At 32.0% G+C, this 16830-nt stretch carries 17 protein-coding genes and 1 riboswitch; all 17 genes read right to left on the bottom strand.

Annotated elements, in window-relative coordinates; genetic code table 11:
* Positions 1-5: 5 nt before the first annotated feature.
* The 17 genes from HLB29_RS00305 to HLB29_RS00225 all read right to left on the bottom strand — a co-directional run bounded on the left by HLB29_RS00305 (position 6) and on the right by HLB29_RS00225 (position 16614).
* On the bottom strand, positions 6-821 hold the full coding sequence (locus HLB29_RS00305) for a PTS mannose/fructose/sorbose transporter subunit IIC (RefSeq protein ID WP_185623175.1): 816 nt from the start codon (positions 819-821) through the stop codon (positions 6-8).
* 12 nt (positions 822-833) lie between these two features.
* Positions 834-1856 carry a PTS sugar transporter subunit IIB gene (locus HLB29_RS00300; RefSeq protein WP_330604284.1) on the bottom strand — a complete coding sequence of 341 codons (1023 nt, stop codon included), beginning with the start codon at positions 1854-1856 and terminating at the stop codon, positions 834-836.
* 229 nt (positions 1857-2085) lie between these two features.
* Positions 2086-3039 (bottom strand): mannose-6-phosphate isomerase, class I, encoded by a 954-nt coding sequence (manA, locus tag HLB29_RS00295; RefSeq protein WP_185623174.1) that lies wholly within the window; start codon positions 3037-3039, stop codon positions 2086-2088.
* A gap of 217 nt (positions 3040-3256) precedes the next feature.
* Positions 3257-3442, bottom strand: a complete 186-nt coding sequence (locus tag HLB29_RS00290) for a FeoB-associated Cys-rich membrane protein (RefSeq protein WP_243155050.1) — start codon at positions 3440-3442, stop codon at positions 3257-3259.
* Positions 3443-3488: 46 nt separating this feature from the next.
* Positions 3489-5648, bottom strand: coding sequence for a ferrous iron transport protein B (feoB, locus tag HLB29_RS00285; protein ID WP_185623173.1), 2160 nt, complete (start codon positions 5646-5648; stop codon positions 3489-3491).
* A gap of 141 nt (positions 5649-5789) precedes the next feature.
* Positions 5790-6023: a FeoA family protein gene (locus HLB29_RS00280; RefSeq protein WP_185623172.1), complete on the bottom strand. Its 234-nt coding sequence runs from the start codon at positions 6021-6023 to the stop codon at positions 5790-5792.
* 89 nt (positions 6024-6112) lie between these two features.
* Entirely contained in the window at positions 6113-6331 is a 219-nt protein-coding gene (locus tag HLB29_RS00275; RefSeq protein WP_185623171.1) for a FeoA family protein, read from the bottom strand.
* A 265-nt stretch (positions 6332-6596) separates the two neighbouring features.
* A complete protein-coding gene (gluD, locus tag HLB29_RS00270; RefSeq protein WP_185623170.1) occupies positions 6597-7850 on the bottom strand; it encodes an NAD-specific glutamate dehydrogenase in 1254 nt (417 codons plus the stop codon).
* Between the two features lie 455 nt (positions 7851-8305).
* Positions 8306-8476, bottom strand: coding sequence for a DUF362 domain-containing protein (locus tag HLB29_RS00265; RefSeq protein WP_185623169.1), 171 nt, complete (start codon positions 8474-8476; stop codon positions 8306-8308).
* Positions 8477-9019: 543 nt separating this feature from the next.
* Entirely contained in the window at positions 9020-9655 is a 636-nt protein-coding gene (locus HLB29_RS00260; protein ID WP_185623168.1) for a redox-sensing transcriptional repressor Rex, read from the bottom strand.
* A 149-nt stretch (positions 9656-9804) separates the two neighbouring features.
* On the bottom strand, positions 9805-11736 hold the full coding sequence (locus tag HLB29_RS00255) for an ABC-F family ATP-binding cassette domain-containing protein (protein WP_185623167.1): 1932 nt from the start codon (positions 11734-11736) through the stop codon (positions 9805-9807).
* 43 nt (positions 11737-11779) lie between these two features.
* Positions 11780-12805 (bottom strand): tRNA (adenosine(37)-N6)-threonylcarbamoyltransferase complex transferase subunit TsaD, encoded by a 1026-nt coding sequence (gene tsaD, locus HLB29_RS00250; RefSeq protein ID WP_185623166.1) that lies wholly within the window; start codon positions 12803-12805, stop codon positions 11780-11782.
* Positions 12806-12807: 2 nt separating this feature from the next.
* Complete coding sequence (gene rimI / locus HLB29_RS00245; protein ID WP_243155049.1) at positions 12808-13263, bottom strand: ribosomal protein S18-alanine N-acetyltransferase; 456 nt, start codon at positions 13261-13263, stop codon at positions 12808-12810.
* Positions 13247-13945 (bottom strand): tRNA (adenosine(37)-N6)-threonylcarbamoyltransferase complex dimerization subunit type 1 TsaB, encoded by a 699-nt coding sequence (tsaB, locus tag HLB29_RS00240; RefSeq protein ID WP_185623165.1) that lies wholly within the window; start codon positions 13943-13945, stop codon positions 13247-13249. The genes rimI and tsaB overlap by 17 nt, the downstream gene beginning before the upstream one ends.
* On the bottom strand, positions 13945-14400 hold the full coding sequence (tsaE, locus tag HLB29_RS00235; protein WP_185623164.1) for a tRNA (adenosine(37)-N6)-threonylcarbamoyltransferase complex ATPase subunit type 1 TsaE: 456 nt from the start codon (positions 14398-14400) through the stop codon (positions 13945-13947). The genes tsaB and tsaE overlap by 1 nt, the downstream gene beginning before the upstream one ends.
* 215 nt (positions 14401-14615) lie before the next feature.
* On the bottom strand, positions 14616-15533 hold the full coding sequence (locus tag HLB29_RS00230; RefSeq protein ID WP_185623163.1) for a bifunctional enoyl-CoA hydratase/phosphate acetyltransferase: 918 nt from the start codon (positions 15531-15533) through the stop codon (positions 14616-14618).
* Between the two features lie 463 nt (positions 15534-15996).
* A complete protein-coding gene (locus HLB29_RS00225) occupies positions 15997-16614 on the bottom strand; it encodes an ECF transporter S component (RefSeq protein WP_185623162.1) in 618 nt (205 codons plus the stop codon).
* A gap of 94 nt (positions 16615-16708) precedes the next feature.
* A riboswitch (FMN riboswitch) is annotated at positions 16709-16826 on the bottom strand.
* Positions 16827-16830 lie beyond the last annotated feature (4 nt).

Below are 16830 nucleotides of genomic sequence, written 5' to 3'. Positions count from 1 at the left end.
CAGGTCTAATAATCATTTAGAATATCGCCTAGCGGATCACCTGAATTGGAACCACCGCCACCTGACGATTTAGCTGATTCTTTTAATCCTAAGTATAATAAAGCTAAACTCACTCCAATTGCTCCTAATGATATAAGAGTCAACTGATTTAGAGCTGCTAAACAAAATCCTAGAACAAAGAATGGCCAAACTTCTTTTGTAGCCATCATGTTGATAACCATAGCATAACCAACTGCTGCTATCATACCTCCACCAACAGCCATACCGCCTGATAACCAATCTGGCATAGAGTTAAGTCCACTAGTAACTATTTCTGGTGGAACTACACAAAGAATCGCTGCCGGTATAGCAACACGAATCCCCTGAATACATATTGCAACAATATGCCAAATTTCTACACCTCTTATATTACCCTTCTTAGCCTGACCGTCCATAAAGTGAACTATAGGTATAGCAACTGTACGAGCTATCATCGTTAAGAATAAACCTGCAACAGATAGCGGAATAGCTAATGCTATAGATGTATTTATAGCATTCTGTACATTTACATTTCCACCCTGTAAACCTAAAACCATTATAATTGCTGATGCTACTGAAGCTAAAGCCGCATCTGGTGCAACTGCTGCACCAACATTTGCCCAACCAAGAGCTATCATCTGAAGTGATCCACCTAATATGATACCTTCCCTTAGGTGACCACTAACTAAACCTATTAATGTACAAGCAACTAGTGGCTGATGGAACTGGAACTGGTCTAAAACCCCTTCCATACCAGCAAGGAAAGCCACAACTATAATTAATACGATTGTTATTAGTGACATATTAATTTCCTCCTATTTCTTTGCTAATTCAACTTTTGCCTTCTTCAATATCTGATCAATGTTTTCCGGTGAATCTGATGGCACTTTTCTTACATCAAATTTAACACCAAGATTAATTAATTTTTCAAACGTTTCTACATCATCCTGATCCATAGAAACAGATCTTGTCAATGCAACTTTACCATTTGAATGAGCCATTGATCCTAAGTTCAAAGTTTCGATGTTAACACCACCTTCAATTGCTCTTAATGCATCTTGTGGTGTTTCAAATAATAATAAAGCTTTTGTATTTCCAAAACGAGTATCCTTATCGACTTTAATCATTTTGTCAATTGGAACGACATGGGCTTTAACACCTGGAGGTGCTGCCTGTTCAATCATATTCTTTCTTAACTCATCTTTTGCAACAGAGTCAGAAACAGCTATAATACGATTTGGCGAAACCGATTTCGTCCATGCTGTAGAAACCTGCCCATGCAATAAACGAGTATCAATACGAGCAAGGACATACTTGATTTTACCATCACCTATAACTGTACCTTCTGGAATAGAACCATTTATTTTTGGAGCTGAAACAGCTGGTGTTTGCTCTACTTCAGGTTCTAAAGATTCTGGTTTAACTTTGATTCCATCTCTACCTAATCCTACAATATTCGCTGCAATCTCGTGTGCAGTGTTCATAGCGAAACGGGAACCATAAGCTTCAACTAGCATTGGCAAGTTCAATCCTGATACAATTGCCCATTTGTCTTCATGACCTTCAATCAATGCACTAGCTTGATTAAATGGCGTTCCGGACCATAAGTCTGTCAAGAAAAGAACTTCACCATTATTATCAACAAAAGAATCAATAGCATTCTGCATTTTTGCTCTAATATCATCTGGTCCTTCACTTGGCATCAGCTTACAAGTCTTTACATTTTCCTGCTCGCCAAATATCATTTGTGCTGATTGAAAAATACCATCTGCGAAATCTCCGTGAGTCGCAATGATAATTCCTACCATATTTTTCACTTCCTTTCTATATATTTGCATCAAAAATATACTTTTTGACACATACCCTGGGATTTCTTTAAAATATTTCTAATCACTAAAATTTCACAAATTTATACGAATTTTGGCAAAATTCAGCCTAAATAAACTATAATTTCATTCATTTCAAAAATAAATATTTTGTTTAAATTTAGAAATATTTTTTCCTAGAGCTATCGACCATAATTATATCACTAACCATTAATTTCGTCAATGAAATGATTGCTTATCTCTAATTAGGGTTTGATACTATCATTTTTAGATTCCCGCTTATTTTAATTTTTCTTATTTCATTTGGAATTATAAAGGATTGAGATTTTTCAATATTATAAACTTTTTTTTCTGTAAAAATATTGCCTTTTCCATCAATTACGGTAGCTAAATTATAATCCCCTTTTAGTTGAATCCATAAATCATCCTTGCAGTCATATTGATATACACTGAAATACTCACAATCGATAAGTCTAGTTATTACATTATTACCCATTTTCTCTTCTATTATGTGTATTTTTGGATCACTATGGGGAAATTTTGCCACATCTATGGATTTATATATATGCAAATCTCTCTTTTTACCATTCTCATCTGTTCTATTGTAATCATACACTCTATATGTAGTATCCGAACTCTGTTGCGTTTCTAAAATCACAATCCCTTTTCCTATGGCATGAATAGTACCATTTGGGACGTAAAAAAAATCTCCTTTTTTTACTTTTACTCTTCGCAGTAATTCATCCCATTTTCCAGACTCAACTTTTTGTATAAATTCTTCTTTTGAAAGAGCATTATGTCCATATATTATTTCAGAATTTTCTTCTGCAGATACTATATACCAACATTCTGTCTTTCCTAATTCATTTTCTCCTTCATACTTTTGTGCATAATAATCATCTGGATGAACTTGAACAGATAAGTTATCTGATGCATCCAGTAATTTAACAAGTAGCGGAAAAACTTCTTCTTTTCTTTTACCAAATAATTCCCTATGTTCAAAATAGAGTTCATCTAATCCCATACCTTTATATATTTCAGGATATGATATTTTAGAAACACCATTTTGATGTGCACTAATAATCCAGGCCTCACCTATTTTATCACTTGAAATATCAAATCCAAATTCTTCTTTAAGTTTTTTACCTCCCCATATCTTTTCTTTTAATACAGGCTCTAAAAATATTAATTCCATATTATCACCCCTTCAATCAGTAAACTTATCATTGTCTATAATACCCCATCGCTATTAAAAGTACAATCCTATTACCAAAAACTTTACAATAAATTTCTTCAAAGTAAATATATATGTTACACTTTGCATAAATTAATGATTATTAATATTTCTTTTTTCTAAAAAACTGCATAAAAGTGGAGCCCAACCCAGAGCTCCACTTTCAGATAAATTTGAATTATTTTATCTTTTTCTTATCCAAATCTATTTTGTTTTTTATATTTTTTTCACTTGGGCAAGAACTGCAGCCACAAGAAGTTCCACAATTACATCCACCGCGTTTTTTTACCCTTTTAATAGCAAATATCACTATTAATACTACTATTGTAAATACTATCATAGTCGATATATTCAATGACTGCATATTCATACCACCTTTCTTTCTATTATAATCTTATGCAAAACGGCAACTAATTATTTTCCGCAACCGCTGTCTTAGTTTTTACCTTCGCTTTTCTAGGTTTTCTAAATAATAAGTATATCATAATTATAAATACAATACCTGCAACAAATGTTCCTATAGTAGGAGCTTGCTTCAATACCAGAACTTTACCAAACTGGAATACCATTAGTGCTATAGAATATGCAAATACTAATTGGTAAATCACAGCAAACCAAGTCCATTTAGCACTATGCATTTCCTCTCTGATAGCACCGACTGCCGCAAAACAAGGTATACATAGCTGGTTAAATAATAGAAAACTCATAGCAGAAACTGATGTAAATACAGTAGATGCGTATTTAATCATATTAGGATCATCAGCTCCTAAATCAGCTCCCATTCCTGCAACTACACCAAATGTAGATACGACAACTTCCTTAGCCACAAGACCAGTCATAGTAGCAACAGTTGCAGCCCAATGTCCAAATCCTAAAGGACTAAATATTGGAGCTACAGTTCTACCTATAGCTTCAAGAATTGAACGACTTCCCTGATCAAACTCAACAAACTCAAAGCTCGTAGAAATATTCTGAAGGAACCAAATCACTATTGTAGCCAGTAATATAATTGTACCGGCCTTGATAATAAATGCCTTCAATCTATCCCAAGTAGTTCTCAGTACATTTGAAACCAATGGCATATGGTATTCAGGAAGTTCCATTACAAACGGTGCCGGATCTCCTGCAAACTGACTGCTCTTCTTTAACATTATACCGGAAATCACTACAGCAATTATTCCCGCGAAATAACAAACTGGAGCAAACCACCAGCCCTTTGCACCGGCAAATATAGATGCACCGAATAACGCTATAATTTCAGTTTTCGCACCACAAGGCATAAATGAAGCTACTATTATAGTCATTTTTCTATCATTTTCATTTTCAATAGTTCTTGTTGCCATAATCCCTGGAACTGAACATCCAGTACCTATAAGAATAGGAATAAAGGACTTTCCTGAAAGCCCGAACTTACGGAATATTCTATCTAAAATGAATGCTATTCTTGACATATATCCTATATCTTCCAATATAGCTAAGAATAAATATAATGTAGCAATTATAGGAAGGAAGCCAAGTACGGCACCCACACCACCTATTACACCATCTACAATAAGACTTGTTAACCATGGAGCAACTTTTGCAGATTCAAGCATCACCTGAATATTACCGCCTATTATTTCTCCAAAGAATACATCATTAACCCAGTCAGTAGGCTCAGCGCCAACTATACTTACAGATATAAAATATATAAAGAATATTACTGCTGCAAATATAGGAATAGCCAATATTCTATTTGTAACAATATTGTCTATCTTATCACTTGTAGTCATACCTGCTCTTCCTTTTTTCACAGTATCCGCTATTAAAGAAGATATATATGTATAACGTGCATCCGTTATAATTCCCTCACCATCATCATCAAACTCTGCTTCTGCTTTTGTTATAATAGAATTAACAATCTGCCTTTCTGAATCCGATATTTGAAGATCTTTAGTTGCTTTTTCATCACCTTCAAATAATTTGATAGCATACCATCTGGCTGTAGAGGAATTATTTAAGACAAAAACTGCTCTCTCTATATCTTTAATATATCCTTCCGTTACTTCATCAAAAGCTTCAACGTGAGTATGTACTTTGCCCGAACCGGCAACTTGCTTTGCAACCTCAATTACTTTTTCTATATTTTTATTTCTTAGTGCTGAAATCTCTATTACTGGATACCCTAATTTTTCACTTAAACTTGCAGTGTCTATTGTATCTCCATTTTTTTCAACAACATCCATCATATTTAAAGCTACTATAACCGGTATCCCTAACTCAGATAATTGGGTAGTCAAATAAAGATTTCTTTCGATATTTGATGCATCGACTACATCTACAATTACATCGGGTCTTTCATTTATTAAATATTCTCTACTTACAACTTCTTCTAACGTGTATGGTGAAAGTGAATATATGCCCGGTAAGTCAGTAATACTTACTTCCTTATCTTTTTTATATTTACCTTCTTTTTTTTCTACCGTAACACCTGGCCAGTTACCAACATATTGATTTGAGCCAGTCAAAGCGTTAAATAAGGTAGATTTACCACTATTGGGGTTTCCCGCCAATGCTATTCTTATACTCATAACTTCCCCTTTCTACAAATAAGCCTAAATTAAATAAACTAAAAATTTAATGTTATTATTCCTTTTTAATGTTATTATTCCTTCAATTAATAAAACGTTTTACAAGTACTTACTCTAAAACAAATACCTAATCAATAAGCATTACTTCTCCAATAACTCTACTTCTACACATGAAGCATCATTTTTTCTAAGACTTAATTCATATCCTCTCACAGTTATCTGTACAGGATCTCCTAATGGAGCTACTTTTCTTACAAAAATTTCTGCATTCTTTGTAATCCCCATGTCCATTATTCTTCTTTTTAACGGACCTTCACCCTTGATTTTTTTTACTATATAATAGCAATCAATCTGAGCATCTTTTAGTGTAATCATAAATTTTCCTCCAATCTTCTCATTTTCTAAATAATAATGATAGTTTTTTTCATCAACTAAACACAAAAAACATTACCCCTGATATTTATCTAAGCAGGAGTAACAATTATTTTTTGAGCTAAATCCTTGCCAAGTCCAACTCTACTGTCCTTTATATTCACAATCAGATTACCTACAGTTTCAGAAACTACCGTTATATTTGCCGTTTCAATAAATCCCATGTTTGCAAGTTGTTTCTGTTGTTCGCCCTTGATTTTTATTTTTACTATCTTCATCGGAACACCTATTGGTGCAATGGATAGATTCATTGAATCGCCCTCCTTTATAAGATAAATACTCTATGTACATTTAAAGTATAATGCAATTTACAATGGTTGTCAATAAATTGTGAAACAATTTTTCCATTGACTTTAATATCTATAAATCAATTGAATTTCATCTGAAATAATCACTTAACTGATACTCATTTTATAAAAAAGAATCGGTGTAATACACCGATTCTTTTTTATATAAATCTTTTTATTATCATACTATTATGGTATATAAAAGTATTAAAACTTCATATACTTTATCTTAATACCATCCTCTAAGTTTCATTGCCTGTGCAACTCTCTTAACTGAATGCATATAAGCAGATTCTCTTACTGTAACATTGTATTCTTCTTTGATCTTCCAAAGTGCTTCAAAAGCGTCAACCATTGCGATTTCTTCTTTTTCTTCAACTTCTTTTTCAGTCCAGTAGTATCCATATAAGTTCTGTACCCATTCAAAGTAAGAAACTGTAACACCACCTGCATTAGTTAAGATATCTGGAGTAAGAACTATTCCTCTTCTGTTAAGAACTTCATCACCTTCTGGAGTAGTAGGACCATTAGCAGCCTCGCAAACTAATTTAGCTTTTATCATTTCTGCAACTCTAGCATCAATTGAATTTTCAAGAGCAGCTGGAACTAATATATCAACATTAGCTGACCAGAATTCATCCATATCTATTCTCTTAGAACCTGGGAAGTCAACTAAATTACCTTTTTCAGCTCTGTAATCCCACATAGCCTGGAAATCTAAACCATCTTCATTATATATAGCATATGGTCCTACTTCTTTACACCATTCTGCTATTGCAGTAACTTTACCACCTAATTTTTGTATATTTTTAACTGTGAAAGCTCCAACATTTCCGAATCCCTGAACTGCTATTTTAGCCTTAGTCATTTCTATTCCAAGTTTTTTAGCAGCTTCTCTTACTGTAACAGCAACACCGAAACCAGTAGCTTCGTTTCTACCTTTTGAACCACCAAATTCTAATGGTTTACCAGTAAGTACACCTATTGCAGAAACACCAGTTAACTTATTGTATTCATCTACCATCCAAGACATTATCTGTCCGTTTGTATTTACGTCTGGAGCAGGAACGTCAACCTTTTCACCTATTAATTTATAGATACCTTCTATGTATCCTCTTGATAATCTTTCTAATTCTCCCTGAGATAATTCAGATGGATCAACTATGATACCACCCTTACCACCACCATAAGGAATACCTGTTACTGAACACTTAAAAGTCATCCATATAGAAAGTGCCTTAACTTCTTCTAAAGAAACATTTGGATGGAATCTTATACCACCTTTTGTTGGTCCCACAGCATCATTATGCTGAGATCTGAATCCCTTGAAAACTTTTATAGAACCATCATCCATCTTAACTGGAATATTAACTTCGATAACTCTTCTTGGTTCTTTTAATAACTCATAAACCTGTGGTTCCATCCCTAATTTATCACAAGCATTCTTAACCTGAGCTTGTGCCATTTCAAATACATTTGCCATTTGTAAGCCTCCTTAAAATTAAGATCATCTAAAAATTTTTATGTTGGGAAAATGTTTTACTAAACATCAAAATTTTTTACTCCAGTAAAACTGAATTTCTCATAGTACTTGCGAAACATTTTCCTAACTACACTAAAATTATAACATATTTACAAATAATAGTGTACCATAGTTTATTTTTTAACAATTTATTTTTTAATTATAATATTTTCAAAATCGTCCGAATATTTCAAGTTTTCAACTATATTAATAACTTATAGAATTTTATATCTGTTCATATAAAAAATATATTTAATCTATTTTATAATACATATAACATTAGTTAATTTATATTAAAATACACTTGTAATGCAATCCAAAAAATTAAAAAGGCAGATCATGTACATTAATACAAATCTGTCTTTTATAAATTTTAGTATATTTTAATTATACTAAATATTAAAATCTGTCAGCTATTATTCTGGCTGAGGAGCATCTACTGGACATACACCAGCACAAGAACCACAATCTATACAAGCTGCTGCATCTATAACGTAGATTCCATCTCCTTCAGATATACAAGATACTGGACATTCACCAGCACAAGCACCACAACTAATACAAGTATCCTTAATTACATAAGCCATTTTTTGTACCTCCTTATTAATTATATTCTATCGATATTCTTATTATAGCAAATGCAAAGGATATTTGCAATTGATTTTTAAATATTTTTTGTATTTTTTTATATTGTTATATTCACATTGAAAGTACAATATTGTTGGTTTCTTTTTTTAATATATTTCCCTCTCTCTAATTGTAATTGATAATGAATTTCCTTTTTTGTTGTGTTTTTGTATTGATTAATTCCGTGATTTTAATTAATTATACATATAGAAATATAAAATAGCAAAGTCGAGCTGTGGTAAATTTGGCAACCAATGTGTTGCCACGCTTGAAAAAATCCATATACTATAACGATGTTAATCTTGCAAATCCTATATAGGTCCATCGGTAACTATGCCTCCCTATGCGAAGATAACATGCTCTCATAACAAAAAGCGATATAATTATAGGACTATATCGCTTCAAGCACAATAATATTTTATTTGATATACAAAGCCATGGGACCTCTTCCTTATGAAGGGCTTATAGCTAACTTAAAATTTTTACTTATATATTAAACATATTTATATTTCATTATCTTCTTTCATAAGGTAAGATAATGTGAATAAACTTTCAGTTAAATTTACACTTTCCACAATTACATGATTGGGAACTTCTAAATCAATCGGTGCAAAATTCCAAATCCCCTTTACGCCTGCATTGACAATTTTATCTGCCACATCTTGAGCGCCATTTTTAGGTATACAAAGTATTGCTATATCAACGTTATGTTCTACTATATATTCCTCTAATTTATCAGAATCCATTATTTCATAATCTCTAAGTTTTAATCCTATTATTTTGGGATTTGCATCAAAAACAGCCTTGATATCAAATCCTGCATTTTTAAATCCCGAATAGTTTGTCAATGCCTGACCAAGATTACCTGCACCTACTAAAATCGCATTATACTTTTTATCAAGCCCTAGAATTTTTCCAATTTCCCTATGAAGAGCTTCCACATTATATCCATACCCCTGCTGACCAAAACCACCAAAATTATTTAAATCCTGTCTTATTTGTGATGCAGTAAAGCCAATGATATCACTTAACTCTTTTGACGATATTCTTTGAATATCTTTTGACAGCAAATCTGCTAAATATCTATAATATTTCGGTAATCTTCTGATAACCGCCATAGAAATATTTTTATTTCCCATGTCTAAAAAACCCCCTGTTAATATTTTTTTGTAGCTTATAATTTATTTTATACCTATATCTAAATAGTCTTTGATATATTAATCATTCGCCCATTGGCTGAATTATTATAGAATAATTATACAATATTTTCGATAAATTTAAAACATTTTTATACCAATATTTCTTCCCATTTTTCATATAATTTTTTTAATTTTTTTTCATACTCAGATTTTTCTATATTTATATCCCTTGATTTATCTGGATTTGTATAAATTTCTTCTCGACAGAGCATTAATTCAAGCCCCTGAATTTGTTTTTCCAAGATTGTTATTTCGTTTTCTAAATCCTTAATACTCTTTTTAACTTCATTTTCTCTTTGTTTTTGCTCTTTTTCACGTTTCTTTTCCTCTTTTAATTGTGTTTTGGTTTTATCCTTATTAAAAGATACTTTTGCTAGTAAATTCATTTCCAGCTGTTGATTTTTCTTTTCTTGATAATAATCGTAGTTACCCAAATATTCAATCACACCACTCTCTGATAATACTAATATTTTATCAATTACTTTGTTAATAAAATACCTATCATGTGATATTGTAAATACTGTTCCTTCGTAATCTATTAAGGCATCCTCCAATACTTCTTTAGAGTCTATATCTAAATGATTTGTTGGTTCATCCAATAGTAGCAGATTAGATTTAGATAAAATAAGTTTTAATATCGCTACCCTCGCTCTTTCACCACCACTTAGAGATTTTATTTCCTTAAATACATCTTCATCTTCAAATAAAAAAGCACCTAATAAATTCCTAACCTCGGTTTGATTTAGCTTGGGTTTAGAGTTCCAAATCTCATCTATTACAGTTTGATTTAGATCCAATGTTTTTTGTTCCTGATGAAAATAGGCCATCTCAACATTCTGTCCTACCCTAAAATTTCCATAGTATTTTTCATCATCACCTACTAAAATCTTAAAAATAGTCGATTTTCCCATACCGTTTGGCCCTATCAAAGCGACTTTTTCGCCTCTGTATATGTTAAAATTAACTCCTTTAAAGAGAATTTTATCATCAAATTTTTTCTCAAGATTTTCCACCTGTAAAACATCTTTACCACTTTGATGCTCCAAATTAAATCTAAATTTTGCCTTTTTCCTCTCGGATTCCGGTTTATCTAGCTTTTTTATCTTATCAAGCATCTTTTCTTTGCTTCTTGCCCTCTTAAGATGTTTTTCTCTCCCATAAGCTTTTAATCTTTCAATTGACTCTTCCTGCTTTTTTATATCTTTTTGCTGATTTTCATAGTTTTTTAATGCGATTTCTTTCTGAAGCTTAGATTCTTTCTGGTACTCTGTATAATTTCCATTATATGCAGTCAGTTTTTTGTTATGAATTTCAAAAATTCTATTCACAGATTGGTCTAAAAAATATCTATCATGGGAAATTGTCATTATAGTTCCATTATAACCTCTTAAAAAACCTTCAAGCCACTCCACAGAATCCGAATCCAAATGATTTGTCGGTTCATCCAGCATTAATAAAGATGGTTTTATAAGAAGCAATTTACCTAGCAACACTCTAGTTTTTTCTCCGCCTGATAGTACATTAATTTTCTTTCCAAATTCTTCATCTTTGAAGCCCAATCCTCTAAGTATACCTAAAACTTCACTTTTATATCCATATCCATTTCTGGCTTCAAACTCTTCATATTTTTTTCCATAATTATCCATTAATGTTTTTAATTCTTTAGTTGATGAATTTTCATTAGAAGATAATTCAGAAATTCGATTCTCTAATTCTCTTAACTCATCTTCTGCTTCAATTAAATCTGAAAATACTTCCATAACCTCATCTAATATAGTATTTTCAGAGTAGAAATTGGTATTTTGCTCCAAATAACCTATTTTACAATTTTTTGAAGTATATATATCACCACTATCATATTCATATATACCTGTAATTATCTTAAATAAAGTAGTTTTTCCAGTGCCATTTATTCCCACTATACCTATTTTATCACCTTCGTTTACTGAAAATGATATATCTTCAAGAACAGTCTCCACACCAAAGCTTTTTTTTACATTGTTGCAAGACAATACTATCATATTTTCTACCTCCAAACTGGATAGTGCGCAATAAAAGGCAATACTATCCTTGATTAATTTTCAGATTAGGAACGGCATTTAAATCCATTCCATCTCTTCTTTCATTTTTATATCTATAATATCCCGCACACCCAATCATAGCAGCATTATCAGTACATAATACGAGAGGGGGATATTTTAAGTTTAATCCACTCTTGTAGCATTCTTCTTCCATTTTTTTCCTTAATGCAGAATTTGATGCTACACCCCCGGATAGTGTTACGGTATTATATTTTTTATCCTTGCAAGCCTTTATCGTTTTATAAACTAATACATCTATAACAGCCGCTTGAAAAGAAGCACACACATCTTCCGGGATAATTTCAATATTTTTCATCTTCATTGAGTTTAGGTAGTTAAGTACAGAAGACTTTAATCCGCTAAAACTAAAATCATATCCTTCCTCATGAATACATGCCCTAGGAAAATTCACGGCATTTGGATTTCCATTTTCAGCTAATTTATCCACTATGGGGCCACCCGGATAACCTAAATTCATAGCCCTTGCAATTTTATCAAACGCTTCTCCTGAAGCATCATCCTTAGTTTTACCTATTATTTCGTATTTTCCATAATCTTTTACCTCTACAAGATGTGTATGACCACCGGAAACAATTAGTGTTATAAATGGCGGTTTGAGTTCCTTATGTTCTATATAATTTGCACTTAAATGACCTTCTATATGGTTCACTCCCACTAATGGTATTCCCAACGTAAATGCTAACATTTTTGCATATGACAATCCAACCAGCAACGCTCCCACAAGACCTGGCCCATAAGTTACAGCCACATGTGTTATATCACCAAAATCAACATTTGCTTCTTCTAAAGCCTGCTGCACCACTATATCTATATTTTCTATATGTTTTCTGGATGCGACTTCCGGCACAACACCTCCAAATTTTTTATGTATATCAATTTGTGTTGAAATAATATTTGAAAGTACTTCTCTTCCATTTTTTAAAATTGAGCAGGCTGTTTCATCACAGCTACTCTCTATGGCAAGTGTAATAATATCTTTAGTATTCATCTTTATAATGCCTCCTTTAGCTGTTTCCACATTATTACTGCGTCCTCTTTATTATCACTATAATACTCTTTTCTAATACCACCGGGTAAAAAACCGTATTTTCTATATAAATTTTGTGCAACCATATTACTTTGTCTTACTTCAAGAGTTATCGCATGAATTCTATTTTCTTCACATTCTTTTATAAGCTCTTCTATCAGTCCATTCCCTATACCTTTTCCCCTGGAATTCTTATGCACTGCAACATTAGTAATATGAGCTTCATCTATAATAAACCACGCTCCTATATATCCATGTATATTTTCATTTTCATCCTCAGCCACTATATACCTGGATAGTTGATTTTTTATTTCGTCTTTTAGTGCTGCCATTGACCATGGTTCCGAAAAGCAAGAAAGTTCAACTTTATAAACATTCGCTATATCATCTAATTTCATTCTTCTATATGTTATTTTCATTATGTCTTTCCTCATATTGAATCTCTGCTTGAGATTTTCTAATATACATCGGAAGAATATCATAGCAATTATAAATATCCATTCCAGCATTATATTTTTTTATAGCTATTGTTCCTATGCTAGATGCTTTTAAGATATTTTTTTCCGATGTTACAAATTCAATATTTTTCACCATTATTAGTTTTTCTTTATATTTTTCTACAGCCTCTCCTAACACTATCACATTTTTGGAATGAGCCTTAATAGCATCTATAAGTTCATCAATATCCAAAACTTCAATATCCTTTATTCGCTTATTATTACTGTACCATGAAGTGTAGACATTAGTTCCCTGTGCATCCAAAATCGGCACCACATCAGCACCGGAATTAGATACATTATTTGCAAGTCCTTCTAAAGAATCTACTGCTACTATTGGTAAACTTCTTACATGAGCCATAGCTTTTACAGTTGCCATCGCAATTCTAAGACCTGTAAAAGATCCTGGACCTATACACACACCCAATAAATCTATATCCTCTACCTTTATATTAGCTAACGAAAATAAATTTTCTAGCATTGGCATTAGCTTTTGCGAGTGGGTTCTCTTATCGTTTATTACTATTTCTCCTATAAGTACATTATCCATTATAAGCGATACACTTGCAGCCTTTGAAGATGTATCAAAACTTAAAATATTCACTATAAACTCACCGCCTCAACAATTTTTTGATATTTTTTGCCATAAGGTATAAATTCTATATTTCTTCCTTCATCTTCATATGATAGAAAAATTTCCAGTCTTTCTTTTGGCAATATATCTTTAATTATATCTGACCATTCAATAACACAAATCCCATTTGAATCTATATATTCGTCAAATCCTATATCATACATTTCTTCGCTACTTCCTATTCTATATACATCAAAATGGTATAACGGAATATTCCCCTCATTATACTCATTTACTATTGTAAATGTAGGGCTCGTAATATCTTCATTTATTCCTAGAGCTTTTGCAATACTTTTTGTCACGGTTGTCTTTCCTGCACCGAGATCTCCATTTAAACATACAATAGCCCCCTCAAATAGCAACTCTCCAAGAGACTTTCCGATTTTCTTTGTATATTCTTCATTTTTAAGAAAAATTTTTCTCATAATTTCACCTACTCCAAAGTTATTACTCTTAATTATTTTTATAATAAAAGTTCACATCATTATATTATACCATAAGTAATATATAAAATGAGTATGAAATCAAAAAGGAAGCCATCTCTGACTTCCCAATAAGTTAACAAATTAAAAGACTATTACTTTTCTTTAAGACTTTAAATTTCATCATTATATAAATTTACAAAATATCTTCGTATAGATTACTTACCATTTTTAGCAGCCATCATACAAGCAGCGGCTATTGAAACCAACTTAGCTGACTCTCCATCAGATCTTGAGCATACAACAATAGGTACTTTTGCACCTACTACCACTCCACCAAAAGTCCATCCTCCAAGATACTTCGCTGTTTTTAAAAGAACATTACCGGCTTCAATAGCAGGAACAACAAGTATATCTGCCTTTCCAGCAACCGGATCATCCACTCCTTTTACCTCAACTGCATGAGCATCCACAGCATTATCAAACTGAAGTGGCCCACTTACTATACAACCTTTAATTTCTCCATTTTTATTCATCTTCTGTAATTCAGTCGCATCTACAGTAGCCGGCATTTTTTCATAATATTTTTCCTTTGCACAAATCATAGCTACTTTTGGCTCTTCATTTCCTAAAGCATGAGCAACTTCAACTGCATTTTCTATTATACCTTTTTTTTGCTGTAAATCAGGAGCAATAAGCATAGCACCATCAGAAGTTAAATAATATTTTTCTTTATCTTCTCTAAATAAAATACCAACATAACTTAATGTCTTCCCTGTTCTCAACTCATTTTCTTTTTTTACAACGGCTTTAAGAATTAATGAAGTGTCTATAAGTCCTTTCATAATCAAATTTGCTTTTCCTAACTTCACCTGATCTACTGCTTTTTGAGCAGAATCCGCCAAATCTTCGGCATGGATTAACTCCATATCTGATATGTCCAAATTAGCTTTCTTAGCTGTAGCAAGTATTTTATCTTCTTCTCCTACAAGTTGAACTTTCACAAATCCCAAGTCTACAGCATTTCTTAGTGCTTCAAGAGTAGCATCATCATACGGAGCAGCAACCGCCACTGTTTGAATAGCATCTCCTGATATTTCTTTGGCTAAATTCACAAAATAATCTTGATTAATCATCTTTTCCTCCCGTTTAAATCAATAATATTCATTTTAATATTTACCGATAATAAAAATATACTCTTCATATTTATATAATCTGCCTACATTATATTTTAGCATATAATTGACATTATGTAAAAGTTTTCCTTTTTCTAAACAATTACAAAAATATACTATTTTTTATAGTTTATGATAGATCCTTTGTAATTATTTAATCTTTTTATCTGACAACTTTATCTTGTTATATACATTCTAAACTTAATTATAATGAAAACAACATAAAAACAGATGACTCAAAGCTGGTGTTTTTTATTTATCATTTTAGAAACATATATTTTTTTAACAGTTCCAATTTTTGATAATAAAATTTTCCTAACTTATGAGTCATCTATCATTCTGCTCTTTAATATTAATTTTACATTACTATATCATGGTCTCAGTAAATTCTGTCTAAATTAGCCATATTTTATATTATTGGCCATTAGTTTGCTCTTATTAAATTTTCTATCTTTTTATATATAGGAATTATTATTACTGAAATCATTATTCCTTTTATAAAGTTGAATGGTGCTATAAACCAGATTACAAATGTAGCCAAATCATGTACTTTTGGATTTACTGCTTTACCAATTCCTATTATTGCCTCTAAGCCCATAAGTTTTCCATAGAATGGCAATAAGAAAAAATAGTTTACAATAGAACCTACTACCACCATCATAATTGTTCCAGATACTAAACTCATCAAAAGACCTTTTAAATTTCTTCTGCTTCTGTATACGATTGAAGATCCTACTACAAACGAGCTTCCTACTACAATGTTTGCCAATTCGCCAACTCCACCTGTAGTCGTGGCCACGATACCATGCAAGAAATTTTTTATCACTTCAACTGCAATTCCTGCAATAGGCCCCAATGCTAACCCGGCTATAAGTGCCGGAATATCAGAAATATCTATTTTTAAGAAATCCGGAAATAATCCCGGTATTGGCATTTCTATAAACATTAATATAAATGATATTGCTGATAACAAAGCTACTTTTACCAGCTTATTTGTTGAAACCCTACTACTTTGTGCTTTTAACGTACTCGCTTTTTGCATATTTTACCTCCTATTATTTCGAGGGGAAATAAAAAAACCTGGAAAAAATCTCTCTCCAGGAATAATAATTACAATTATAACTAACAAATTGCATAAATGTCTTCTCTCATCCAGACTGTACTGTCGGCTTTGGAATCTCACCAAATCTGCTCTAAACAAGCTCGCGGGCTATAACCGCCGGTAGGGAATTTCACCCACCCCCGAAGATTTTCTATT

The organism is Peptostreptococcus canis, assembly GCF_014229965.1.
GTDB lineage: Bacteria > Bacillota > Clostridia > Peptostreptococcales > Peptostreptococcaceae > Peptostreptococcus > Peptostreptococcus canis.
Note: the sequence above shows the minus strand (reverse complement) of the source record. Positions and strands in the feature narration are given on the sequence as shown.